Origin of the sequence: Saccharospirillum sp. HFRX-2 (assembly GCF_043196805.1) — a bacterium.
In the GTDB taxonomy this organism is placed as follows: domain Bacteria; phylum Pseudomonadota; class Gammaproteobacteria; order Pseudomonadales; family Natronospirillaceae; genus Saccharospirillum.
In genome coordinates this window covers 258,724-283,606 of record NZ_JBEBMU010000001.1, presented here as the reverse complement: position 1 = coordinate 283,606, position 24,883 = coordinate 258,724, and the positions used below count along the sequence as shown (strand labels likewise).

General features: G+C 54.0%; 24 protein-coding genes. 11 read left to right on the top strand and 13 right to left on the bottom strand.

From position 1 onward, the window contains the following. Positions 1–16 precede the first annotated feature (16 nt). Together ABMA60_RS01455 and ABMA60_RS01450 are read right to left on the bottom strand one after the other, a co-directional pair. Positions 17–676 (bottom strand): DsbA family oxidoreductase, encoded by a 660-nt coding sequence (locus ABMA60_RS01455; protein WP_392797632.1) that lies wholly within the window; start codon positions 674–676, stop codon positions 17–19. Between the two features lie 294 nt (positions 677–970). After that, complete coding sequence (locus ABMA60_RS01450) at positions 971–1,954, bottom strand: NAD(P)/FAD-dependent oxidoreductase (RefSeq protein ID WP_392797630.1); 984 nt, start codon at positions 1,952–1,954, stop codon at positions 971–973. A 142-nt stretch (positions 1,955–2,096) separates the two neighbouring features. Here ABMA60_RS01450 and ribA point away from each other — a divergent pair, with 142 nt between their 5' ends. After that, the gene (gene ribA / locus ABMA60_RS01445) at positions 2,097–2,726 is read left to right on the top strand and encodes a GTP cyclohydrolase II (protein WP_392797628.1); all 630 of its coding nucleotides are present in this window, start codon (positions 2,097–2,099) and stop codon (positions 2,724–2,726) included. Between the two features lie 52 nt (positions 2,727–2,778). Next, positions 2,779–3,696 carry an alpha/beta fold hydrolase gene (locus tag ABMA60_RS01440; protein ID WP_392797626.1) on the top strand — a complete coding sequence of 306 codons (918 nt, stop codon included), beginning with the start codon at positions 2,779–2,781 and terminating at the stop codon, positions 3,694–3,696. Positions 3,697–3,733: 37 nt separating this feature from the next. On the opposite strand, the gene mnmE is transcribed toward ABMA60_RS01440, so the two are convergent. The 4 genes from mnmE to rpmH form a co-directional block, all read right to left on the bottom strand. Further along, entirely contained in the window at positions 3,734–5,098 is a 1,365-nt protein-coding gene (gene mnmE, locus ABMA60_RS01435) for a tRNA uridine-5-carboxymethylaminomethyl(34) synthesis GTPase MnmE (RefSeq protein WP_392797625.1), read from the bottom strand. Then, on the bottom strand, positions 5,095–6,771 hold the full coding sequence (gene yidC / locus ABMA60_RS01430) for a membrane protein insertase YidC (protein ID WP_392797624.1): 1,677 nt from the start codon (positions 6,769–6,771) through the stop codon (positions 5,095–5,097). The genes mnmE and yidC overlap by 4 nt, the downstream gene beginning before the upstream one ends. A 162-nt stretch (positions 6,772–6,933) precedes the next feature. Further along, on the bottom strand, positions 6,934–7,314 hold the full coding sequence (rnpA, locus tag ABMA60_RS01425; protein ID WP_392797622.1) for a ribonuclease P protein component: 381 nt from the start codon (positions 7,312–7,314) through the stop codon (positions 6,934–6,936). A 1-nt stretch (position 7,315) separates the two neighbouring features. After that, positions 7,316–7,450, bottom strand: a complete 135-nt coding sequence (rpmH, locus tag ABMA60_RS01420; RefSeq protein ID WP_108126598.1) for a 50S ribosomal protein L34 — start codon at positions 7,448–7,450, stop codon at positions 7,316–7,318. 570 nt (positions 7,451–8,020) lie between these two features. On the opposite strand from rpmH, the gene dnaA reads away from it, so the two are divergent. From dnaA to gyrB, 4 genes are read left to right on the top strand one after another with little or no spacing between them, the layout of a single operon-like run. After that, entirely contained in the window at positions 8,021–9,469 is a 1,449-nt protein-coding gene (gene dnaA / locus ABMA60_RS01415) for a chromosomal replication initiator protein DnaA (RefSeq protein ID WP_392797619.1), read from the top strand. Between the two features lie 24 nt (positions 9,470–9,493). Then, positions 9,494–10,603 carry a DNA polymerase III subunit beta gene (dnaN, locus tag ABMA60_RS01410; RefSeq protein ID WP_392800395.1) on the top strand — a complete coding sequence of 370 codons (1,110 nt, stop codon included), beginning with the start codon at positions 9,494–9,496 and terminating at the stop codon, positions 10,601–10,603. 18 nt (positions 10,604–10,621) lie between these two features. After that, the gene (gene recF / locus ABMA60_RS01405; RefSeq protein WP_392797616.1) at positions 10,622–11,710 is read left to right on the top strand and encodes a DNA replication/repair protein RecF; all 1,089 of its coding nucleotides are present in this window, start codon (positions 10,622–10,624) and stop codon (positions 11,708–11,710) included. Between the two features lie 6 nt (positions 11,711–11,716). Further along, the gene (gene gyrB, locus ABMA60_RS01400) at positions 11,717–14,134 is read left to right on the top strand and encodes a DNA topoisomerase (ATP-hydrolyzing) subunit B (protein ID WP_392797614.1); all 2,418 of its coding nucleotides are present in this window, start codon (positions 11,717–11,719) and stop codon (positions 14,132–14,134) included. A 92-nt stretch (positions 14,135–14,226) separates the two neighbouring features. Here gyrB and ABMA60_RS01395 read toward each other — a convergent pair whose 3' ends face one another. Further along, the gene (locus ABMA60_RS01395; RefSeq protein WP_392797613.1) at positions 14,227–14,541 is read right to left on the bottom strand and encodes an MGMT family protein; all 315 of its coding nucleotides are present in this window, start codon (positions 14,539–14,541) and stop codon (positions 14,227–14,229) included. Positions 14,542–14,651: 110 nt separating this feature from the next. Next, positions 14,652–15,143: a peroxiredoxin gene (locus ABMA60_RS01390; RefSeq protein ID WP_392797611.1), complete on the bottom strand. Its 492-nt coding sequence runs from the start codon at positions 15,141–15,143 to the stop codon at positions 14,652–14,654. Between the two features lie 161 nt (positions 15,144–15,304). Here ABMA60_RS01390 and ABMA60_RS01385 point away from each other — a divergent pair, with 161 nt between their 5' ends. Then, complete coding sequence (locus ABMA60_RS01385) at positions 15,305–17,632, top strand: 7TM diverse intracellular signaling domain-containing protein (protein WP_392797609.1); 2,328 nt, start codon at positions 15,305–15,307, stop codon at positions 17,630–17,632. A gap of 14 nt (positions 17,633–17,646) precedes the next feature. On the opposite strand, the gene ABMA60_RS01380 is transcribed toward ABMA60_RS01385, so the two are convergent. The 4 genes from ABMA60_RS01380 to ABMA60_RS01365 all read right to left on the bottom strand — a co-directional run bounded on the left by ABMA60_RS01380 (position 17,647) and on the right by ABMA60_RS01365 (position 21,479). Continuing rightward, a complete protein-coding gene (locus ABMA60_RS01380; protein WP_392797607.1) occupies positions 17,647–19,095 on the bottom strand; it encodes a GGDEF domain-containing protein in 1,449 nt (482 codons plus the stop codon). A gap of 87 nt (positions 19,096–19,182) precedes the next feature. Beyond that, the gene (locus ABMA60_RS01375) at positions 19,183–19,995 is read right to left on the bottom strand and encodes an endonuclease/exonuclease/phosphatase family protein (protein WP_392797605.1); all 813 of its coding nucleotides are present in this window, start codon (positions 19,993–19,995) and stop codon (positions 19,183–19,185) included. 73 nt (positions 19,996–20,068) lie between these two features. Then, positions 20,069–20,698: a thiol:disulfide interchange protein DsbA/DsbL gene (locus ABMA60_RS01370; protein ID WP_392797603.1), complete on the bottom strand. Its 630-nt coding sequence runs from the start codon at positions 20,696–20,698 to the stop codon at positions 20,069–20,071. A 145-nt stretch (positions 20,699–20,843) separates the two neighbouring features. Next, on the bottom strand, positions 20,844–21,479 hold the full coding sequence (locus ABMA60_RS01365; protein WP_392797601.1) for a c-type cytochrome: 636 nt from the start codon (positions 21,477–21,479) through the stop codon (positions 20,844–20,846). Positions 21,480–21,687: 208 nt separating this feature from the next. On the opposite strand from ABMA60_RS01365, the gene yihA reads away from it, so the two are divergent. The 4 genes from yihA (at position 21,688) to ABMA60_RS01345 (ending at position 24,236) form a co-directional block, all read left to right on the top strand. Continuing rightward, positions 21,688–22,311: a ribosome biogenesis GTP-binding protein YihA/YsxC gene (yihA, locus tag ABMA60_RS01360; RefSeq protein ID WP_392797599.1), complete on the top strand. Its 624-nt coding sequence runs from the start codon at positions 21,688–21,690 to the stop codon at positions 22,309–22,311. Between the two features lie 76 nt (positions 22,312–22,387). Beyond that, complete coding sequence (locus ABMA60_RS01355; protein ID WP_392797598.1) at positions 22,388–22,642, top strand: YheV family putative zinc ribbon protein; 255 nt, start codon at positions 22,388–22,390, stop codon at positions 22,640–22,642. Beyond that, positions 22,639–23,142: a 5-(carboxyamino)imidazole ribonucleotide mutase gene (gene purE / locus ABMA60_RS01350; RefSeq protein ID WP_392797596.1), complete on the top strand. Its 504-nt coding sequence runs from the start codon at positions 22,639–22,641 to the stop codon at positions 23,140–23,142. The genes ABMA60_RS01355 and purE overlap by 4 nt, the downstream gene beginning before the upstream one ends. Further along, the gene (locus tag ABMA60_RS01345; RefSeq protein ID WP_392797595.1) at positions 23,142–24,236 is read left to right on the top strand and encodes a 5-(carboxyamino)imidazole ribonucleotide synthase; all 1,095 of its coding nucleotides are present in this window, start codon (positions 23,142–23,144) and stop codon (positions 24,234–24,236) included. The genes purE and ABMA60_RS01345 overlap by 1 nt, the downstream gene beginning before the upstream one ends. A 31-nt stretch (positions 24,237–24,267) precedes the next feature. Here ABMA60_RS01345 and ABMA60_RS01340 read toward each other — a convergent pair whose 3' ends face one another. After that, on the bottom strand, positions 24,268–24,864 hold the full coding sequence (locus ABMA60_RS01340; RefSeq protein ID WP_392797593.1) for a hypothetical protein: 597 nt from the start codon (positions 24,862–24,864) through the stop codon (positions 24,268–24,270). Between the last annotated feature and the right edge of the window lie 19 nt (positions 24,865–24,883).

Here is a 24,883-nt window from a genome sequence, read left to right as displayed (position 1 = left end):
GTATAGCAGGCTCGGCTCAGGCACTCATTTCATCGGCGATCTGACGCAGCGCCTGCTCGAACACTTCCGGCGGCTGACCACCGCTGATGGCGTACTGATCATTCACAATGTAGGTCGGCACCGATTGAATGCCCAACTGCTGATAGCGTTCTTCTTCGGCGCGTACCTCGGCGGCGTACTGATCACTGTCCAGCACGGCCCGGGCGGCGTCGACATCCAGACCGGCTTGTGCCACCGCCTCGAGAATCACGCTGCGATCATTCACGTCTTTGGTGTCAGTGAAATAGGCCTGGAATAACGCCATTTTCAGATCAGTCTGGTGACCACTGTCTTTGGCCCACAGCAGCAGGCGATGGCAATCGAAGGTGTTGGAGGTGCGCATTTCATCGCGGAAGTTGAATTCGAAACCGGCCTTGGCGCCCATGTCGGTGATGCGCTGATGATTGGTTTCGTATTGCTCATCCGACATGCCGTACTTGTCTTTGAGCATCTGCCGGTGCGGATTGCCACCGGCCGGGGTATCCGGGTTCAGTTCGTAAGCGTGCCATTGCAGGTCGATGTCGATATCGCCTTGCAGACGTTGCACGGCAGTTTCCAGATTCTTGTAGCCGATGGCGCACCAGGGGCAGACGACGTCGGATACCACGTCGATTTTCAGTTCTTTAAGGTCACTCATCTTGCTTCTCCACGCTGGCACCCGGCCAGGTTCGTTGCGATAAAGGGTGTTGGAATAGACGCTGCTGCGCATCCTTTGTTCCATCGTGATCGGTCAGATGGGGCAGGCGCTGGCAAGTTGCAAGGCCGAGGCTTAGTCTGGATGGCATATCCACCTCACCGAGGTGATTCTATGAATGACAATGACAACCGGCCCAAACGCATACCGCACAACTGGAGCTATATTGTTGTCGGCGTTATCCAGGGCCTGCTACTGACCTTGCTGATTCTTCTGCTGATGCTTTGATCGGTGGCGTTAAAGACCACCCGCGCGGACTTCCGCGACCAGGGTTTTGGCACTCAGCCAGGCATCTTCCAGTCGATCGCCCAGAGTCCAGTCGCCGGCTAATCCCAGTTTCAGCGAATCGTCCCACTGTGGCACCCGGGTTTCGATCGGGCCGGACCGTGCATACAACCAACGATGCTTGAACACATCTTTGGGTTCCGGCAGGTCAGAATTGCTGAGGTTGCGTAACAGGGTTAACCCCTGTTGCTGCAGGAGATTATCAGCGGCATCCAGATGATTGGCCGACCAGTGTGAGGCAAAGTGCATCAACCAGACTTCCATGGCAGCGTCGCGGCCAGGTTTGGCAGAATCGCGCGCCGCCCAGTCGATAACCCCTTCGCGGACAAAGATAGCATCCGGCTCGACACCGGTTGGTTGATCAAAGGCCATGGCCAGCGCCCAGGTGGGTTTCATGCTGGCATTACGCAGCGGCACTTCGGCACGCGCACCGGCCGGTAATAAGGCCAGACTTTGCGCCAAGGGCGCGGTCAAAAACACCGCATCAAACTGGCCGTAGTGTTCACCAGCGTCGTCCCATAGCCGCCACTGTTCACCAACACGTTCGAGCCGATCGACCCGGGTCTGGGTAAATACATCGATGCCCTGACCAAAGCCTTTAATCATGGCGTTCATGCTCGGTGTGCCGACATAGCGCCGCCGCTCATCGGGCGAGGCATGCAGGCCATCGCGATTTAACAACCAGGGTTCAACATCCCAGGGCGCAACCCAACCCTGTTTGCACCAGGTGTCGACCACCTGCTGAAACTGTTCATTGCGAACGGTAAAATATTGCGCACCGTGATCGACCTGCCAGCCATCGCGGCGACGCGTCGCCAGACGACCGCCAATACCACGGCTTTTCTCAAACACCTGACAATGATGACCGGCATCGATAAATTCACGAGCGAGTGTCATACCGGCAAGACCGGCGCCGACAATTGCAAAGACCGCCATGCAAGGCTCCTCTCGCTGACTGGACAAGTTGGAATGGCTCTACTCTACTCCCTTCAATTCGACATTCCAGACACTAAGATCACCTTTTATTCACAGCGCATGCCCCTATAAATGGGGTCACGCCTCCGCATTAGAGACAACAATGACCGTTAAACAACGCGCCAGCGTCGGTATCCCACTCGGGGAAGCTGGTGTAGCTACCCGTTTCGTCACCTTCGACACCCTGAGTGATGGCAAGGAACATCTGGCCATCATCTATGGTGACCTGAACTCGCAAGAACCGCCGCTGGTGCGTTTGCACAGCGAATGTCTGACCGGAGATGTATTCGGCTCACAACGCTGCGACTGCGGCGAACAGTTAAAAGAAGCGCAACGGCTGCTGGCCGAGCAAGGCGGCATCTTGTTGTATCTGCGTCAGGAAGGTCGCGGCATTGGTTTGTACAACAAGCTCGATGCTTACGCTTTACAAGACCAGGGCATCGACACCTACACCGCCAACACCATGCTCGGTTTCGGCCACGATCTGCGTGATTTCACCCCCGCGGCGGAAATGCTCGAAGCGCTGGGCATCAACCGGATTCGCCTGCTGTCGAACAACCCGCACAAGGCCAGCCAGTTGGAAGAGCATGGCATTGCAGTGATCGATCGCGTCGATACCGGCGTCTATGTGAATCGTCATAATGCGGCCTATTTAAAAGCCAAAGTCGATCAGCAGGCGCATTCCATTCGTTTGGATCAACAAAACGACAGTAACGATTCCGAGCTGTCCTAGCCTCGACTACCATCCATCCCAGGCTCAAACAAACACCAGCAGGAGCGCTGCCATGCAGTATTTAGAGGAATGGCTGGAAGCCGATGATGGTCATTCGATTCCCATCAAAGTCTGGCGACCACGTCAGCCTGATCGAACCTTGGTTATTGTCCACGGCATGGCTGAACACGCCGCGCGCTATGCGCCTTTGGCCGAATGGCTGACTGGACATCAGGTCGCGGTTGTCGCCTTGGAGCAGCGTGGCCATTCCGACGATTGCCCCGATGAGGATCTCGGTCATCTGGCCGATCACAATGGCTGGCAAAAAACGGTCAGCGATGTTGGTCAGGTCATTCATTACACTCGGCAATTGGAACCAGGACTGCCATTGACGCTGCTCGGTCATTCCATGGGCAGTTTTGTTGCTCAGTGCGTCGTGCAGCAATTTGGCGACGATCTTGATGCGTTGGTGCTTGGCTCCACCAACCGCATCAACCGGCCGATGCTGATGGCATCAAAACAGGTGGTGAATTTGGTCGGTTTGCTGAGCGGTTTTCGCAACGCCAGTGGTTTTATCGAGACCGTCAATTTCGGATCCTACAACCGCCGCTTCAAACCCAACCGCACCGACTTCGACTGGCTCAGCCGCGATACCGCTCAAGTCGATGCCTACATCGATGACGCCTACTGTGGCTTCGCGTGCACGCCGCGTCTCTGGAGTGATTTGATCGGCGGCATGTTGTCGATTCGTCCCGAAAGCTGGCGCAAAGATTTACCGGTGCATCTGATGTCCGGTACCGAGGATGGTTTGGGTGAATGGGGCCACGGCATCCGGCGTCATATTGAAGCGTTAAAGAAGGCCGGCGTTCAGGTGGCCAGCGCCCGCTTATTCGAAGGCGGTCGGCACGAGTTGATTAACGAGATTAACGCTGACGAAGTCTGGCAGCATCTAGAGAGTTGCCTGGCCAGCAGTCAAACGTCCGCCGGTTAAATCGCCCAGCCAGGTTCGACGCGCCAGTTAAGCCGAGTTACTTACCAATGCAGAAACTGGAAAAAATGCGCCCCAGCAAATCGTCGGAACTGAATTCACCGGTGATTTCGCCCAGCGCCTGCTGCGCCTGACGCAGATCTTCGGCTAACAATTCACCGGCCGCTGCGCCCGCCAATTGCTCACGGCCGGTTTCAATAAAGCGCTGTGCTTCATGCAGGGCTTGCAGATGGCGGCGCCGGGCAATAAAACCGCCTTCCTGAGTGCTGTCGTAACCCATCAGTTGTTTCAGGTGATCACGCAAGGCATCGAGACCCAGCCCCGATTGCGCCGATAAGCGCACGACGGGTGTGGTCAAAGCTGTGGATAAGCCTGGGGATTCCTGGTTCAGATCGATCTTGTTGCGCACCACGGTCAGCGCCGCTTCAGGCGGCAAACGATGTACGAATTCCGGCCAGATTTCAGCAGGATCCACAGCATCCGTTTCGGTCGCATCGACCATGAGCAGGACCCGATCGGCTTGTTCGATCTCTTTCCAGGCGCGTTCAACCCCTAACCGCTCCACCTCATCCGGCGCATCGCGCAGACCGGCAGTATCGATGATATGTAACGGCATACCATCGATGTGGATATGTTCGCGCAACACATCGCGCGTGGTACCGGCGATATCGGTAACGATAGCCCGATCCTGACCCGCCAGCGCATTCAACAGACTGCTTTTACCCGCATTGGGTCGGCCGGCGATCACCACGCTCATGCCATCGCGCATCAGGCTGCCCTGATTAGCCGTCGCAAGAACACCTTGCAGATGTTCAGAGACAGCGTTCAGATCGGCCTGAACGCGACCGTCGGAAAGAAAATCGATTTCTTCTTCGGGAAAATCGATGGCCGCTTCGACGTAGATACGCAGTTCAATCAAGCGCTCAACCAGCGCCTGAACTTCGCGCGAAAAGGCACCTTGCAGTGAGCGCACAGCCGAACGAGCGGCAGCGGTTGAAGAGGCATCGATCAGATCGGCGATGGCCTCGGCCTGGGCCAGATCGAGTTTGTCGTTTAAAAAAGCACGTTCGGAAAATTCACCCGGACGCGCCAGACGCGCACCCAGATCAAGCAGGCGTTGCAGCAGCAGATCGAGAATAACCGGGCCGCCATGACCCTGGAGTTCCAGCACATCTTCGCCGGTAAAGGAGTTAGGGCCGGGAAAATACAGACCGATACCTTCGTCCAAAACCTGGCCGTCGACATCGAAAAAAGCACCATGGTAGGCATAGCGGGGCGGCAGGTCGCGCCCGAGAATCGACCGGCATAATTCGCCGGCCCTGGGTCCGGATACCCGGATAATGCCGACCCCGCCGCGACCGGGCGGGGTGGCTAACGCACAGATGGTGTCTGTGGTTGTCGTCACTGAGCCTTCTTCGCTTCCGCCTTTTCAAACTGGCGGTTAACGATCCACTGCTGGACGATGGTGGTGACGTTGTTAACGAACCAGTACAGCGTCAGACCCGCCGGGAACCAGAGGAACATAAAGGTGAACACCACCGGCATCATCTTCATGATGCGCGCCTGGGTCGGATCCATGGTCGGTTGCTGCTGCATTTGCATCTGCAGGAACATGGACGCACCCATCAACAGCGGCAATACGAAGAACGGATCTTTGATCGACAAGTCTTCGATCCAGAAAATAAACGGCGACTGGCGCAGCTCAACCGATTCTTTCAGCACCCAGTAGAGCGCAATAAAGACCGGCATCTGAATCAGAATGGGCAAACAACCGCCCATGGGATTCAGTTTTTCTTTGCGGTACAGCTTCATCATTTCCTGACCCAGCTGCTGACGATCGTCGCCATATTGCTCACGCAACTGAGTCATCTTCGGCGCAAACTTACGCATCTTCGCCATGGAGCGATAGCTGGAAGCCGTCAACGGGTAGAGCACAATCTTGACCGTCAGCGTCATCAACACAATCGCCCAGCCCCAGTTGCCGACCAGCGAATGCATAAGCTCCAACAGATGGAACAACGGCTGGGCTGCCCACCATAACCAACCGTAATCGACGGTCAGATTCAGGTTTGGAGAAATGGCTTCCAGACGTTCCTGAACTTTCGGACCCACGTAGAGATCGGCACCGGTTGAGGCACTTTCACCCGGGGCCAGAGTGACCATTGGCGATTGGAACCCGGCGTAGTAGAGGCCGTTATTCAGCTGACGGGCGTAGTAGTTATGGGTCTGATCACTGGCCGGTATCCAGGCCGATTCGAAGTAATGCTGCAGAAAGGCGATCCAACCACCTTCCTGGCTGACCCGGAAGGTTTCGTCTTCCATATCGCCGAACTTGATCTTCTTGTAGCGATCATCCGGGGTGGTGGTCGCCACACCCAGATAGGACGCCATACCAATGCCGCCACCCTGGCTTGGGTCATCCGAACGGTCGCGCTTAATCTGGCCAAAGAGGTTGGCACTGCGCGATTCACCTGAGTTGTTGGTCAGATCGTAGCGAACATTGATCAGGTAGCTGCCGCGGGTCAGGGTGAACACCTTGTTAACGACCAGACCATTGTCAGCCGCGTAGCTCAGGGTGACCGCCAACTCATCGCTGTCTTCCGACAGACGATAGCTTTGTTGTGCCGCTTCATAGCTGGCACGGCCGTCGGTATCGATACCGTCTTCACCCACCAAACCACTCATGGCGGTGTAGGTACGTTGCTGGTTTTCCAGAATGGTGAAGGGGCGATCAGGCGTATTCGCATGCTGCGGGTATTTCGGCAGGCTGGCGAAGACAATATCACCGCCGTTGAGATCAATGCGCAGATTCAACACATCGGTTTGCACATCGATCACTGTACCGCTAACGGCAGAGGCGTTTTGAACCACTGCGGCGGTCTCAGCGCCATCTTGCGATACTGACGGCACTTCACTGCTGCTATCAGCGACAGCCGCAGGAACTTCGCTCACAGTCGATTGACTGCTGACGCTCTGTTGTTCCGAAGCTGAATCCGAGTAGTCGTTGGACCACTGCAAAATCATTATATAAGAGACCACGGCAAGACCCGCGATCAGGACGATACGACGCACATCCATAATCAGTTTCCAGTCAGATCATTCATCCCGGAATCGCGTAAAACCGCCGTCTGGTCAGTAACATAAGCCAGATTTGGAAAAGGAAGGCAGTTGGCACCGGGCTGGGTAAAAAAGCGCCGAAATGGTACCTGTCAAAGGGGGGATTTGCCAGCCAAAAGGCGCTTATTCAGCCGCGACGGATTGGCTTTTGTGCCAACGCCGTGTGAGGCGCTGCAGTTGTTTGGTGATCAGTCGGTGCAGTTCTTCTTTACTGAGCTGATCAATGCCGGGCCGGGCCATCAAAATGATGTCCAGCTGAGGCCATTGGGCATACTGAGTGCGGAAGATTTCGCGGGCAATGCGTTTAACGCGATTGCGGGCGACAGCGCTACGACAATTCTTACGGGAAATAATAAAACCAAGCCGAGCAGGAGCGTCGGGATTGGTTCGAGCCAGTAGCAACAGTTCAGGGCAGGCGGCTTTGACATCAACCTGGTCAAACACCGAACGGAAATCCCCGGCTGTCAGTAGACGATGGGCACGAGGATGTCCGTTTAGAACCATCTTAGACGGTCAGAGCAGCCCGTCCGCGAGCACGACGACGTGCCAGAACCTTACGACCGTTCTTGGTAGCCATGCGGGCACGGAAGCCGTGAGTACGCTTGCGCTTCAGGACGCTGGGTTGAAATGTACGTTTCATATGGGTTCTCACCACAAGATTGGGAAGCGAGGCTTCCGGTTAAGGCTTTGGTTCGATGCAGACAGAGCACCGACCCCTGAATTTGGATCGCGGATTCTAAAGGCTTTGTCGTTCTACTTCAATGTCCATTTTATGTTCAATCGTCGATCTGTGTGAGTGAGACAGATAAATAAGATCATTAGGTAAGGTATGTATGAAAGGATTGTATGTATTTGTTCATTGTTAGTGCGGCCAAATTCTGTGCTTAACCGTAAAAAACTCTTATAAAACAAAAAGATAGGACGATGATATCCAGGCTGAGAAGGCGGGAGTTAAATGGGCACGACCGGTGTGCGAACTGTGTATAACCAGCCAGGTTTTCCACAGCCTGAGTTGTTCATCCGCTTTTCAGGGGTTGCACACAGGCTTGTGAGCCCGCTTACCCACAGATCTTTCCAAAGCCAGTTGACTGATAAGTCTTTGATTCTTTAACCAAAAAAGCAGTTACGTCTGAGAGGCGGTAACGACTGGCAAGGGCCCGGCGGTCAAGTTAGAATGGCAGGCCATTTCCCAGACCCGTTCGGAGTGTCCGTGCCCGAGTCAGCCTGGCATCAATGCCTGGATCTGTTGCGTGGCGAGGTCCCGTCGCATCAGTTCAACACCTGGATCCGTCCGCTCAGCCATCGTCTTGATGGTGATGCTTTGGTATTGCAGGCACCGAACCGCTTTGTGGGTAACTGGGTGCGCGACAAATACCTGCACCGTATTGAAGAGCTGATGGCCCAGTTTGGCGCTGTTGATACTCAGGTGCTGGTCGAGGTTAAAGGCGGGACCACAACGGTACCGAGTCGGGCTACATCTACTACCGTTGCCAATGGCTCTACTTATAATGGCAGCCATGCCGAGGCGTCAGTGAGTGAAACCAAGGCTCCGGCGACAGAACCGGCAGCGCAACTGGCGGATCGTCTGGCACCGGAGCCGGTACAGACAACCGGCGCTAAACGCGGCAAAGGCAAATTCCAGTCGTATCTGAATCCGAGTTTTACCTTCACGTCTTTTGTTGAAGGTAAGTCGAACCAATTGGCGTTGGCAGCCAGCCAGCAGGTTGCCGATAACGCCGGCGGTGCTTACAACCCACTCTTTATATACGGTGGTGTGGGCCTGGGTAAGACGCACTTGATGCAGGCCATTGGTAATCACATCGTTGAACAGAATCCGAGTGCCAAGGTGGTCTACCTGCATTCAGAGCGTTTTGTCGCTGATATGGTGAAGGCGTTGCAGCTCAATGCCATGGCCGAGTTCAAGCGTTTTTATCGCAGCCTGGATGCGTTGCTGATCGATGACATTCAGTTCTTCGCCAAAAAAGACCGCTCTCAGGAAGAATTTTTTCATACCTTTAATGCGTTGTTGGAAGGCAATCAGCAGGTGATTTTGACCTGCGATCGTTATCCCAAGGAAATTGAAGGTCTGGAAGATCGGCTCAAGAGTCGTTTTGGATGGGGATTAACGGTTGCAGTCGAACCGCCCGATCTGGAAACTCGGGTCGCTATTTTGATGAAGAAGGCTGAAAAGGCACGAGTGAAGTTACCCGGCGATGCCGCCTTCTTTATTGCTCAGCGCATTCGTTCCAATGTTCGTGAATTGGAAGGAGCGTTAAAACGTGTAGTGGCCAATGCGCAATTTACCGGTGCGGCCATCGATACGGCCTTCGTTAAGGAATCCCTGAAGGATCTCTTGGCGTTGCAGGACAAACAGGTCAGTATTGAAAACATTCAGCGCACCGTGGCCGAATATTACAAAATTAAAATCTCCGATCTGCATTCCAAACGACGCAGTCGCAGTATTGCCCGTCCGCGTCAGGTTGCGATGGCGTTAGCCAAAGAACTGACTCAGCACAGCTTGCCGGAAATCGGTGAAGCCTTCGGCGGGCGCGATCATACGACCGTTTTGCACGCCTGCCGTAAGGTTAAGGAATTGCGCGAGACGACCGGAGACATCAATGAAGATTACAATAACCTGTTACGAACGCTGACCACCTGATATAGGGATGGAAACGGACTCATGATTCAATTCACGCTGTCACGCGATGCCTTGTTAAAGCCACTGCAACTGGTGGGAGGCGTGGTCGAAAAACGACAGACACTGCCGGTGCTTTCCAATGTTCTGTTAGAAGTTGAAGGCAGTCAGTTGTCTTTAACCGGGACCGATTTGGAAGTGGAAATTGTCGGTCGGGTTGAACTGGCCGATGGCGCCGTTGATGGTGCCATTACCGTGCCGGCCAGAAAGTTGATCGATATTGTTCGGTCACTGCCGGACGATGCGCCCATTACCCTGGTGCAAAATGAAGATCGGGTGGTGGTCACTTCGGGTCGCAGCCGTTTTACCTTGTCGACCTTGCCAGCGTCGGATTTCCCGAATGTTGAGGATGACGAAAACACCCTCGACTTTATGTTGCCGCAGATGACCATGAAACAGCTGGTCGATGCCACCGCTTTTGCCATGGCGCAGCAGGACGTTCGTTATTACCTCAATGGCATGTTGCTGGAATTAAGTCGCGGCCAGGTGCGAACGGTGGCAACCGACGGCCATCGTCTGGCCATGAGCAGCAAAGCTGCGCCGGGTCTGGAATTAGAAGAGCGCCGCCAAGTCATCGTGCCGCGTAAGGGCATTTTGGAACTGAATCGTTTGATGAGTGATGAAGCCGAAGCAACCGTGGATGTGTCCTTGGGTGCTAATCATATTCGTGCACGTACCCCGGCTTTTACGTTCACTTCCAAGCTCGTTGACGGCAAGTTCCCCGATTATGAGCGCGTATTGCCACGTGGTGGAGATAAAGAGATCGTCGGCGATCGTCAGTCATTGCGCTCCATCTTCAGCCGTGCAGCGATTCTGTCGAACGAGAAATATCGCGGTGTTCGTCTGTTGCTCAGTGATAACAACCTGATGGTGAAAGCCAATAACCCAGAGCAGGAAGAAGCCGAGGTTAATCAGGAAATTGATTATCAGGGTCCGGAACTGGAAGTCGGTTTCAACGTAACCTACTTGTTGGACGTTCTGAACGTTACTTCCGGCGAGCAAATCAAAATTGTTTTGGCTGATGCCAACTCCAGTGCTTTGTTGAGTGACTTTGACGACGATTCATCCGTCTACGTTGTTATGCCGATGCGGTTGTAATCCGGATCCATTGCAGGGATGTCGATTGATCGGCTGACCATTCAGGGTGTGCGCAATATTGCTGACACCCAATTTTACCCCGGCCCGGGCGTTAACGTCCTTTACGGCGATAACGGCGCGGGCAAATCCAGCATCCTCGAAGCCATTCATCTGTTGGCTTTGGCGCGTTCCTTTAAAGTGTCCCGTACCCGAACCTTGATTCGCGAGGCCGAAGATCAGGCGACGGTCTTTGCTGAACTGAATGACCGTACTCGCATTGGTGTACAGCGTTCGCGTCAGGGACAGCATTCCATTCGCCTGAACGGTGAAGCCGTTACAGTGGTTTCCGAGCTGGCTCATCGATTGCCACTGCAGTTAATTCACGCCGATTCCTTTCTGTTGCTGGAAGGCGCGCCCAGTCATCGACGCCAGTTTCTCGATTGGGGCGTTTTCCATCAGGATCTGGACTTTCACAGCGCCTGGCAGAGTGCACAGAAAAGCCTGAAAAACCGGAACTCACTGCTGCGATCTGGTAAAATAGACCCGTCTGAAATGGCGGTCTGGCAACGTGAATTTATCGCCGCAGCCGAACGTTTGGATGCTTATCGAAAACAGTATCTGGAAGGCTTTGTGCCGCGCTTTCATCAGGTGCTGGATGCGTTAATCGAGCTGCCGGCGTTACGCATCCACTATTACCGTGGCTGGGACAAAAGCCGATCACTGGTCGAATTGCTGGATAGCCAGTGGGATCGGGACTGCAAGTTGGGATATACCCAGTCCGGTCCACAACGCGCGGATATGCGCATCAAGGTTAATAACCAGGCGGCGAGTGATGTGTTGTCTCGCGGTCAGCAAAAGTTGGTCGTCTGTGCGCTTAAGGTGGCACAGAGCCTTCATCTACAAGACGTTCATAACCGACCCACGACCTTTCTGGTGGATGACTTGCCGGCCGAACTGGACCGCAATCACATCCGTAAGTTGGGAGGGTTAATGGAAGGGCTGACTGGGCAGGTTTTTATGACCAGTGTAGATCCAGAGCCTTTGAGCGAATTTTGGCAAGCGCCGGACCGGGTAAAATTGTTCCACGTGGAACAAGGCCAGGTTCAGGCAATGGACGATGGGGAGTAAACCCGAATGAGTAATGAATACAATTCCTCGAGCATCAAGGTGCTGAAAGGTCTGGATGCGGTTCGTAAACGTCCGGGCATGTACATCGGTGATACCGACGACGGCACCGGCCTGCACCACATGGTCTTCGAGGTGGTCGATAACTCCATCGATGAAGCTCTGGCAGGTCACTGCACGGATATCAAGGTGTTTATTCACCCGGACGAGTCCATCAGCGTCGAAGATAACGGCCGCGGTATTCCGACCGATATGCATCCGGAGGAAGGTAAGTCGGCGGCCGAAGTGATTATGACGGTGTTGCACGCCGGCGGTAAGTTCGATGACAACTCCTACAAGGTTTCTGGTGGTCTGCACGGTGTGGGTGTGTCGGTGGTCAATGCACTCTCGGCCGAATTAACACTGACTGTTCGCCGTGCCGGTAAGGTCCATGAACAGGTTTATAAGCACGGTGTGCCGACTGCACCGCTGGGTGTGGTCGGTGATGCGGAATACACCGGTACCACCATCCATTTCAAACCTTCGTCTGAGACTTTCACTCATATCGAGTTCTCCTACGATATCCTGGCCAAACGTCTGCGTGAGTTGAGCTTCCTGAACTCCGGCGTCGGCATTCATCTGAAAGATGAGCGGTCCGGCAAAGAGGAGTACTTCAAATACGAGGGCGGCCTGAAAGCCTTCGTTGAGTATTTGAACAAGAACAAGCAGACCCTCAGCCAAGTCTTCCATTTTTCTTATCAGCGTGAAGAAGATGGCATCGGTGTCGAAGTTTCCATGCAGTGGAACGACAGCTATCAAGAGAACATTCTCTGCTACACCAACAACATTCCGCAGCGCGACGGTGGTACTCACCTGGCCGGTTTCCGTGCGGCCTTGACCCGGACGCTGAATAACTACATTCAGTCTGAGAATCTGCAGAAGAAACACAAAGTCCAGACCACCGGTGATGACGCCCGTGAAGGCCTGACGGCGATTATTTCGGTCAAGGTGCCGGATCCGAAGTTCAGCTCCCAGACCAAAGACAAGTTGGTGTCTTCAGAAGTGAAACCGGCAGTCGAACAGGAAATGGGTAAGACCTTCTCCGACTTCCTGCTGGAAAATCCTAACGAAGCCAAAATTCTGGTCGGCAAGATGATTGATGCCGCCCGGGCTCGTGAAGCGGCGCGTAAGGCACGGGATATGACCCGTCGCAAAGGCGCTTTGGATATTGCTGGCCTGCCAGGTAAGTTGGCTGACTGTCAGGAGAAAGACCCGGGCCTGTCTGAAATCTACCTGGTGGAGGGTGATTCAGCGGGCGGCTCTGCCAAGCAAGGTCGCGATCGTCGGACTCAGGCGATTCTGCCGCTGAAAGGTAAGATCCTGAACGTCGAAAAAGCGCGCTTCGATAAGATGTTGCAGTCCGCCGAGGTGGGTACCTTGATCACCGCCCTGGGCACGGGCATCGGTCGTGAAGAATTCAATCTGGAGAAGCTGCGTTATCACTCCATCATCATCATGACCGACGCCGACGTCGACGGTTCCCACATCCGTACTCTGCTGCTGACCTTCTTCTTCCGGCAGATGCCCGAACTGATCGAGAACGGCCACATCTTTATTGCTCAGCCGCCGCTGTACAAGCTGAAGAAAGGCAAGCAGGAGCAGTACATCAAAGATGAGAAAACGCTGGAGCAGTACCTGATTTCCCAGGCGTTGGATGGTACCGAACTCTTTGTTAACGAAGGCGCGGCGCCGATTCGTGATGAACAGTTGGAAGGTCTGGTCACTCAGTATAAAGATGTGATGGCGCGTATCGATCGGATGAGTCGCGTCTATCCGCGTGCGGCCATGGAAGAGATGATCTACATGCCTGAGTTGACGACTGAGATGCGTGCTGACCAGGCTCAAGTCGCTGAGTGGGCGGATCGTCTTAGTGATCGTTTGGCTGAGCGCCTGGCCGCAGGCAGCACCGTTTATCAGCTGTCGATTACCGAAGATACCGAACGCCATGTTTTCCTGCCCAAGGTTCAGGCGGTGGCTCATGGTCTGGCGACTGACTATCAGTTTTCACACGCTTTCTTCGAAAGCCAGGAATACAAAGCGATCGTGGCGTTGAATGCACGCCTGGATGGTTTGATCGAGGAAGGTGCCTACCTGAAGCGCGGTGACAAGTCCGAAGCAGTCGATAGCTTCGAGGCCGTTATTGAATGGATGATGGGAGAGGCCAAGCGTGGCTACAACATCCAGCGCTATAAAGGTCTGGGCGAGATGAACCCCGAGCAGTTGTGGGAAACCACCATGGATCCGGAATCGCGTCGCATGTTGCGGGTTACCATTGAAGATGCCATTGCCGCCGATCAGATCTTCAATACCCTGATGGGTGACGAGGTTGAACCACGTCGCGCCTTTATCGAAACCAATGCGTTGTTGGTGACCAATCTGGATTACTAAGTCGTCTGGTTTCTCAAACAAAAAGCGCCTGAACGGCGCTTTTTTTATCTCTGGATAAACAGCAGTAGAGGGATGATGTTCCACGTGGAACATTACTGGTCGAGGCAGTCCGGCCAATAGCGATCTTTCGGAAAGCGGCCTGTTTTGTCGGGAATCAATCCTTCCGCTGCCAGATTCTTATACTGAGTGACGGCGCCGCTGTGTTCGGTGATCTTACGTTGGCTGTTAATGATCCTGAACCAGGGTAGACCGGAGTCTCGTGGCAGAGTTCTTAACCAAGCCTGTATTTGACGTACATGAACTCCGCATAGATCGGCTAGACGCCCATAGCTGGTGAAGTAGCCTTTGGGGATGGCTGCCAGCGTCTGATAGAAAACAGCCCGCGGCTGCGGATCGGGGTGAGTCATAGATGCACGCTCTATTCGAAATGTCGGAGGTTAAGAAAGACGGGCGTTAAGCTGACAGCGAGTAGCAAAAGGTTCCACGTGGAACCTTCTGCTATCAGTTGGCATTTGGCTTAGAGCGTCTGCAGTGCTGCAAGAACCGCATCGGCCGAACTCTTCTCAAACTGACCAGGCTCTTCAACACCCATCCAGCGGACTTTGGCGTTATCGGCAATTAGCGCAAAGCGTCGTGATCGCACACCCATACCACGACCACTGGCATCCATATCCAGACCTAAGGCTTTGACAAAATCGGCATTGCCATCGCCGAGCATATCGATGGCTTCGGCGTTGTGTTGCTGTCCCCAGGCATGCATGACAAAGGCGTCATTCACACTCAGACAGATAATGCGGTCGACACCCGAGGCTTTTAGCTGATCAGCGATAACCACAAAGCCGGGTAGATGGGCCTGGCTGCAGGTGGGAGTGAAGGCTCCGGGAACAGCGAAGAGCACCACACGTTGATCCTGAAAAATGGATTGCGTGGACTCGCTGACCGGGCCACTTTCGGCCATTCGGTAGAGCAAAATATCCGCAGGCAGGACATCGCCAACTTGAATAGACATACCGCTGTTCTCTCTCTATGTTTAAGCGTTTGAATTGCTTATCGACGTATTGGAGTCGCTCGTTAAATGAACGTCACAAAGTTCATTATTAGTCCGTCCCTGCTCAGGGGCAATGGTTGGGGCAAAATTGCCACCCTGAGTTGTTTACTAAGGAAGATCCGATGAGCTTCAGGCAGCCTCTGTTGCTGCTTTTGGCCGTTCTTCTGCCGAGCTGGTTGCATGCAGCAGATGGCCTGGAATCCATTCTGCTGGAGTCCGATCAGTCCATTGATTTGGGCACAGAGGTTATTGTTCTGGCGGACGACAGTGGCCAGCTGTCACCCTTCGATGTGTTATCGGATGCGTATGATGAGCAATGGCGTACGACCACAAGCAGAGAACTGCAACACAACTATCGGTTCGGTGTTGTCTGGGTGCTGTTTCGACTCGACGCCAGTCGTTCTATCTATAAAGAATGGGATCTGGTGATTGCCAACCCATCACTCAAGTACATCGATCTCTATCAGCTGTTTGATACCTCGGGTCCGCGTCTGGTGCATCGCACCGGCGCTATGCGACCTTTCGACAGCCGCGCCAAGGATCATCGCTATTTTGTGCTGCCATTGGAGGTGTATGGACCGACTACCTTTTTAATGCGCATCGACGCGACCTCAAACAGCCATTTGGCGATGACACTGCATCCGGGAGAAACGTTCTGGTCGACTGTGCAGCTAGAAGACTTCGGTAACTGGCTGTTCTACGGCGTCATTCTGGCGATGGTTACCTACAACCTGTTCCTGTTTCTGACGGTGCGGGACAGCAGTTATCTGTGGTATGTGCTCTTTATTGGCTTCTTCGGCGCTATTCAGTTCTCGCTTGACGGCTATATGTTCCAGTACTTCTGGTGGCAGGGTCAGGGCTACGACACCCGCCTGAACTATTTGTTATCGGGTCTAACCCTGGCTTTTGCCGGCTGCTTTATTGTTAAGTTTCTCGATCTGCCGCGGGTATCGTCTGGGTTAACCCTCTTTGTCGTTGTGGCGATTGCATTCCAGTTAATACTGGCGGCCCTGGCCTGGTATCTGGACCGAGCACTAATGGGCCTGCTGCTGACTATCGACAGTTTTCTATATCTCACCATGGCGATGCTGGTGGGTATCTACGCCTGGTATAAGGGTGTGATGGCCGCCAAGTATTTCGTCCTCGCCTGGGCGGTGTTTTATCTCGGTAATGTTATTTTTCTGCTCGCTAGCAGTGGTCTGATTTTTCTACCCTGGCCGGCCATTCTGGTTTCCAAGCTGGGTGCCTTCCTGGAAACCATGTTACTCAGCTTTGCTCTGGCACACCGTATCCGCCTGTTGCGTGAAAGCAGCGAGCGTGAGCGGATGCGTGCCGAAGCGCAAAGTTACTTTCTGGCGCAGATCAGTCATGAAATAAGAACGCCGCTCAATGGCGTCTTAGGGATGACTGAAGTATTGGCCAGAACCCGTTTGGATGATGAGCAACTCAGTTACGTTCATACCATTCAGGGATCGGGTGCGTCCCTGATGTCGTTGATCAATGACATCCTGGATTACTCGAAAATTGAAGCGGGTAAGATGTCGCTGAATTTGGAATTCACCAATATCCGTTCGCTGATTGACCAACAAACCCAACTGTTTTGCGCCCAGGCTGAGCGTAAAAGAATCACCCTGCAATCTGAGGTGGATGATTCTGTCCCCGACGAAGTTCAAATCGATGTTCAACGTCTGCGCCAGGTGCTGTCGAATCTGGTCAGCAATGCCATTAAATTTACTGATGCCGGCTCAGTGCGGATAAAAGTCAGTTGTGAATGGCGACAGGGCAGCCACTGGTTGCAATGTCGAATTATTGATACCGGTATTGGTATAGCGGCATCCGAGCTGGAATCGCTGTTCAACGCTTACTCTCAGATCCACGCTGACCATGATAGGGCTGATTACGGAACGGGTCTGGGGTTGGCGATCAGCCGGCAGTTGGTTCAGCTTATGGGCGGTGAGCTGAATGTCACCAGCCAGCTCGGACAGGGGTCTGAGTTTCAGCTGTTAGTACCCCTGCAGTCTGAGCGTATCCGGGAGAATATTGTTGAAGAGAACCCGAGCCATGCTGTGTCACGTCAACTTTCGGTGTTGGTCGCAGAAGATAATGTGGTGAATCAAAGGGTGATCAGAGGGTTGCTGGAAAAACTGGGCCATAAGACTATTATGGCAACAAATGGCGACGAAATTGTGAGTATCAGACAGCAGTCTGATCGGCCGGCCGACCTGATTCTGATGGATTGCGAGATGCCGGAAATGGATGGCTATCAGGCAACTCGACTGATTCGAGAATACGAACAGAAACACCATAAGTCGCGACTGCCAATCATTGCGTTGACAGCGCATGCTCTGGAAGAGATCCGGCAACGCTGTTTGGATGCCGGGATGGACGATTTTCTGACTAAGCCAGTGAGTACTCGCCAACTGGAGAAGGTGCTGTCGCGCTACAGCTGAGTTTCAGCAGCGTGTCAAAGTGAATCGTCACTGATGGAGGTGCAATTGCGGCCACGGTCTTTGCTCTGATACAGCGCCTTGTCGGCTCGGTGCAGCCAATGTTCGGCTTCTTCATTGGGTTTGTGGATGGCAATGCCGGCCGAGATAGTGATCTGCACCGGGCTGTCCTGGAAGTGAAACGGACATTGGCTGATGTGCAGCCGCATTTTTTCGATGGCGGCGAGGGCGTGTTCCCGGTCAGACTCTGGTAGCAATATCACGAACTCTTCGCCACCAAAACGAGCCAGGAAGTCGGTTTTACGCAGTTGGCTGTACATTTCCTTAGCCAGGATGCGCAGCACGCGGTCGCCGGCGAGGTGCCCGTATCGATCATTGATCTTCTTGAAATGATCGACGTCGATCAGGGCAATGCTCAAGGGTTGGCCGTAGCGATCGCTGCGTGCGATTTCCTGTTCCAGGCGTTGTTCGAAACCCTGGCGGTTGGGCAGCTGGGTTAAAGGATCACGGCGGGCAATTTCGCGCTCCTGAGTGACCTGTTTGATCAATCGATGATTATCTTCCTGCAACGCATCCAGATGCTGATTGAGTTCCTGTTGCCGACGATTCATGGCAATCAGGCTGTTGCGGGTCCGGCTCTGAAAGTCATTCAGTAATGACATCAAGCCATCGATGGAGTCATTCAGGCTGGCGCGCAGCTGTTCCATATTAACGGCGCCAGTGATGGCTGATCGGGCGCGGGCAATCTGATCATCAACCTGTTGATCCAGGCTGTCGTTCAATTCAGTCAGGTCGCTGACGGCTTGTTTATTCTGACCGATCAGTTCGTTGATGCTGCGTAGCTTTTCGCTGAGCTGATTGAGGTAGTACTGGAACTGTCCTTTTTCAGCATCGAGCCGACGTTGAATCAGGGCGATGGTTTCTTCAGCCAGACCATCGAGTTCCGGCCAGTCGGGCATGGGTTCCAGACGGCGCGCCAGTGATTGCAGCTGGCCATCTTCGTCGCCGAGAATGGCGAGGGTCCGTAACAGCGTGATGAATCGGGAGCACAGCTTTTGGTGCAGACGCTTGAGTTTTTCGTTATCGCCGGCTGTTGCATTGGCGGCGCTGCCAGGCACCAGTCGAAGCGCATCTTCAGACAGCTTGAGCGCATCGAACAAATATTGGTGTTTTCGCTCTACCGCCAGACTGAACGACTCTGATGCAGCATTGGTATTTAAATCCATCAATGACTGATAAAGACGATAGAGCTGTTGTGTGCCGGTTTGGGTGATATCTTCGATTTGATCGAAGCGCTCGTCGGCTTTTTCCAGAGCGTCACGGAATGCATCCGCATCCAGCTCTTCGCGCTGCTTCAGTACCTGCTTTAAGTTTTCCAGCGCAGTATCCAGATCGGCATCGATGCCTTTCAGCATCAACGCCAGATCCAGCACGCCGCGGCGTAATTCTTCTTCAATAATATTCATGCCAGCTACTGACCCTATACGACGGTGAGGTCCGGATATGACTGATGATCAGCGCATTATAGTCACTGATCTAACCAGGGTCTGTGATCAATCTTTATTCGGCGGCCATTCGATCTCCATAGCCACTGGCAAATGGTCCGATAACGGAAAGTCGAGAACGCCCATGCGGGTGATCTTCAGATGACGACTGACCAGTATCTGGTCGAGGCAGCGTTGCGGTTGCCAACTGGGAAAGGTGGCCCGTGCATGGGCGGATTTCAGGCCGGAATCCTTGAGCGGTGAATCATAGAGCAGGCGCAGGCTGTGGGTGTTCATATCACCCATCAAAATGACATTGGGATAAAGCGCGATCAGATTGCGGATAAAGCGCAGTTGTTGGTTTTGAGCGCGTCGACTCAACGCCAGATGCATCATCACCACCAAGAGTGGTTCGTTGTCGCCCAATTTCACAACGATGGCACCGCGACCGGGTAAACCGGGCAGCGTATGAGTGTTGATCTCATGCGGTGGAAAGCGGCTGATAATGCCATTGCTGTGTTGGGCCACTGGCCCGAGGTTGCGATTAAGTTGCTGATGCCAGTATGGCTGATCCGCTTTTTTGGCGAGGTATTCAACCTGATTAACGAAGCCGGAGCGGAAACTGCCGCCATCGGCTTCCTGTAAGGCGACCACGTCAAAGTGGCGCAGCAAATCACCAATGCGATCCAGATTGGCCTGGCGCGAACGCGATGGCCAGAAATGCTGCCAGGAACGCAGAAAGTAATCGGAATACTGGCGGGTCTGGATGCCAACCTGGATGTTGTAGCTCAGAAAACTCAGATGGCCGGGTGAAGAAGCGTGAAAGTCGTCAGGCCGACAGAGGTGAACGGGAAAGCGTTTGGCCGAAGCGGCACGGTTCATAAAGACAGGATCCCCTGGAGCAGATGTTGGCTGATCGTTGCGATCAGCCAACTTAGTCTAGCTCGCCAGAGGCTTATTGGGCAGGGTCGTTACGCACTAACCATTCAGCGACTTCAAACATACGTTGATTGCTGCCGGCCATGCGACCGTCGATCAGGTAGCGGCCATTGACCACCAGGCTGGGTGTGCCGGACAGACCGCTTTTTTGAGTGATCACCCGAGCCTGATTGATGCGGGCGTTAACGGCAAAGGAGTCGGCCATTTCCAGATAGTCGTCTTTGGATACGCCAAACTGACTGATGAAATCGGCAAAGCCTTCATCGGTTGACAGACGATGACGATTCAAATGGATTTCATTGAAGATCGGCATATGAGTGGCGTCGGCAATATCCAGAAACTGAGTCGCATAGTAGGCACGCGCTTCGGGCAACTGACGATCATTGAACAGCACCGGTACATGAGTGAAACGAATGTCGTCGGGCTTACTCTGAATCCAGGTCTGTACAAAGGGTTCTAAGTTGTAACAGTGAATACAGCTGTAACTGAAAATTTCCTGGATTTCACCGGCTTCATCACCGCGATAGCTGGTGGGTAACTTTTCCGGAAGAACACGGTAGTGAGTGCCGGCTTGAAAGTCCTCAGCCTGGGCAGAGCTGAAACCCAGAACCACAACTGCGGCGGTAAGCATCAGGCGTTTGAGCATGCATTTGTCTCCATCATCATCGAAAGCGCTGGCGGAGGCTAACTTTGCCGGAAAGCCGAAGCCAAAAAAAGCGGACCACCTGAACCGGGGTCCGCTTTTCATTCTCTTTACCGCGTCTGAATCCGGCCTGAATGCCGGGTTCTGATCAATGCAGGCCGTTGATGTAGCTGGCCAGTGCCTCGATCTCGAAGTCTTTCAGGCGGAAGGCCGTGGCACGCATCATCATGCTTTCACCATCGTTGGTGCGAGCTTCATCAGAAGGCTCATCGGCACGGTAACCGGCCTGGAACTTATGTAACTGAGATTCGATGTAGTCGGCATGCTGGCCGGACAACATTGGGAAAGCTGCAGGCGCATTGCCAGCACCGGTGGGTGAATGACAGCCGGCACAGGCAGGAACACCGGTTTCCGGGTTGCCGCCACGGTAAAGCTGCTCGCCCAATTCAACCAGATCCGGATCAGCCGTACCGACTGTTTTATCCTGTTCGGAGAAGTAGGCAGCGATATCGGCCAGATCCTGCTCGTCGAGGTTGTCGAGCTGGCCAGCCATCTGAGTGACGACACGAGCACCGCTTTGAATGTCTTGCAGTTGTTTCAGCAGGTAGGCTTCACCTTGTCCTGCCAGCTTGGGAAAGCTGCCGGTGGTGGAAGCGCCGCCGGCACCATGACAGGCGCTGCACTGTTGAACCAGAGTCTCGCCTCGTGCGGCGTCACCCTCTTCTGCCGAGGCCAGGCCGGTAATACCCGCCAGCATCACCAAGCCAACGATCAGTTTCTTCATGTCGCGTCCCGCAAATCCAGTATGAATGTGGGCGGCAGCCGTCGTTACTTTTCAGAAGGTCGCCCCGCTTATTGTGCGGCTGCCGGGGTAGATGTTCGCGCATTATATAGAGTGAGGTCGGGGTTGAGAAGAAACCCTGCCCTTTGAGGGGATTTTTCATGCCCAGCAACGCTTTCAGGTAAACTGCCCTTTTTGCCAAGGAATTAGCATGACGGTCCCGCGTTTTGATTCAGCCCGCTTTTTAACCAGTGCGCCTCGTCTGGCAGAGTGCCCTGCTGACACCGGCGCCGAGGTGGCTTTTGCTGGCCGCTCGAACGCTGGTAAAAGCAGTGCTCTAAACAGTCTGACACGGAATTCGAAATTAGCCCGTACCTCCAAGACGCCGGGCCGCACCCAGTTGATCAATTTCTTTTCGTTATCGTCTGGTGATCATCGCCTGGTTGATTTGCCCGGCTATGGTTACGCCAAGGTCAATCGGGATATGAAAGAGGATTGGGATCGTAATATCGGTGAATACCTGGCTGAACGGACCAGCTTGAAAGGTGTGGTGCTACTAATGGACGTGCGTCACCCGATGACCGATTTCGACGAAATGATGGTGCGTTGGGCGATCGAAACAGAAATGCCGCTGCGGGTGTTGTTGACCAAAGCCGATAAGCTCAAGCGCGGCCCGGCGGCCAGTACGTTTCAGCGCGTGCGGTCTCAGTTGCAGTCTCAGGCCAGCTGGTTGTCGGTGCAGTTATTCAGCTCATTAAAAAAAGACGGAGTGGCGGAACTGGAAACCTGGTTGCGCAGCCAACTGGTCGAAGAGCAAGACGAAGAGCAGGACTGAGTCGTTTTTGATCAGGTCGGGCACATGACGCTGCCGGCCGCGGTCGTTATAATGCGCTCCTTTTCCTGAGGTGCTTATGTCGATTCGATTCATCGCTGGTGCGGTTTGTCCGCGTTGTGGCGAAATGGACACCCTCAAGGCTGGCAATGACGGCGACGTCATGGTGCGCGAATGCGTTGAGTGTGGATTTACTGATCGCATCAGCCAAGCGGTTAATGCACCGACTGAGCTGGATACCCGAGTCAGCCAATCGAACCAGCAAGCGGATATCGAGGCGCAGCCGGTGCGCATTCTCGATCCCCAAACCCCCAGTAAGGATTCCTCTCAGTGACCGACCAGGCCAGCACGATAAAAGTGGGTATCATCATGGGTTCTCAGTCTGACTGGAGCACCATGAGCCACTGTGCCGATACGTTGAAAGAATTGGGTATTGGCTTCGAAAGCCAGGTGGTGTCGGCGCATCGCACGCCGGATTTATTGTTTGAATACGCTGAAACGGCATTTGATCGAGGCCTGGAAGTGATTATTGCCGGTGCCGGTGGCGCTGCCCATTTGCCGGGTATGTGTGCGGCCAAAACGCATTTGCCGGTGCTCGGTGTGCCAGTGCAAAGCAGTATGCTTTCGGGTGTCGATTCATTGCTGTCCATCGTCCAGATGCCCGCCGGCGTACCAACCGCAACCCTGGCGATTGGTAAAGCCGGTGCTATTAATGCCGCCATTCTGGCAGCCAGCATTTTAAGCAACCACGACGAATCAGTCCGACAGGCGTTGCTTGATTTCCGCCAACGCCAGACCGATCGCGTTTTGGCTCGGCCGATTCCGGGGGCTTAATGCGCATTGGTGTAATTGGCGGCGGCCAGTTGGGTCGCATGATGGCACAGGCAGGCTTGCCGCTGGATATTCAGTTGAGCTTTCTCGACCCATCGGCCGAGGCCTGTGCTGCCCCGTTCGGAACCCTGATTCAAGGCGCTTATGATGATCCAGCCGCTATCGATCAACTGACCGCTTCGGTCGAAAGAGTCACCTTTGAGTTTGAAAGTGTGCCGGCGCAAACCGTGGCGCAAATTGCCGAACATCTGCCGGTGTATCCTTCGTCACAAGCCTTGGCGACAGCGCGGGATCGTTGGCTGGAAAAAAGTCTGTTTCAGCAGTTGGGCATCGAAACCGCGCCGTTGGCGGATATTGCCAGCCAGGTGGATGTCGATAAGGCGGTAGCTCGCATCGGCTTACCGGCGGTACTGAAAACCCGCACCCTGGGTTATGACGGCAAGGGTCAGAAAGTATTACGGGATCCAATCGATGTTGAAGGCGCCTTTGCTGAATTAGGCGCTGTGCCCATGATCCTCGAAGGCTTTATTGCTTTCGATTACGAAGTCTCCTGTATCGGCGTTCGTTCTGCCTCGGGCGAGCTGGCGTTTTATCCCTTGGTTCGCAATGAGCATCGTCAGGGCATGCTTTATCGTTCTGAGCCGCTTACTGACCATCCGCTGCAAGCACAGGCGGAGCAGGCAGTCGGTCAGGTAATGGCGGCGCTGGATTATGTTGGCGTTTTAGCCTTTGAGTTCTTTGTGGTGGGTGATCGCCTGCTGGCCAACGAAATTGCGCCACGGGTGCATAACTCCGGTCACTGGACCATCGAAGGCAGCGTCTGCAGTCAGTTCGAAAACCATTTACGTGCGGTGGCGGATCTGCCCTTGGGTGCTACTCAAACGAGAGGCCCGGTGGCACTTTATAATGTCATTGGTGCGCTGCCGGACCGTCATCAGGTAATGGCCATTGCGGGCGCACATTGGCATGACTATGGGAAGGCGCCGCGTCGTGGTCGCAAAATTGGTCATATCACCTTGACCGCGACGACCGACGAACAGCTGCAGCAAAGTTGTGCTCAGTTGGAAGCTTTGTTGCGCAATGAGTTGCCTGACTGAGCCTGTTAACTCAGCTCACTAACTTAACTCACTAACTAAGTAACAGACGCAACCCGTGTTCATGAACCAGGCAGGGCCAATGGATATGGCCATTGGTACCGGGTGTCGCTGCGCTATCGGCGGCCGGTAAGTAGCCAACAATTTCCTGTGCTGTCATGTCCAGGCGGGTGGCGTAGCTGTCGCCGATCAGTGTATGCACCAGCAAATTCGCCAGCGTTGTGTCCCAGCTGATCAAAGGTTGTCCGTGTCGCATTAACAGCTGATCGTGCAGTTCTTCCACCAATCGATGTCCGAAATACACCTTATCCAGTACGCCGACCAAGCCATAATCAAAACGAGACGGTTCAATGGCGGCGAAAAACTGGTCCAGAATGATTAATAACTGCTGACTGACGCTGGCAATGTCCAGCGACTGGCACGCCTGATCCACCTCTACCAACAGCACCGGCAATAAGCGGACATAGTCGGTTAGAAATTCCGACAGCCGATGCTCAATATCGCCCTGCTCCGCCGTCAATAATTGCGGATGTTTGCGCTGGAAGGTGGCGATAAATCGGGCCATATTCTGTGCGCCATCGGGCGCATTCAACGCTTGTTGCAGTGCCCTATTGATACGGCTCGACGGCATGGTCGCTGACTCTTCAAAG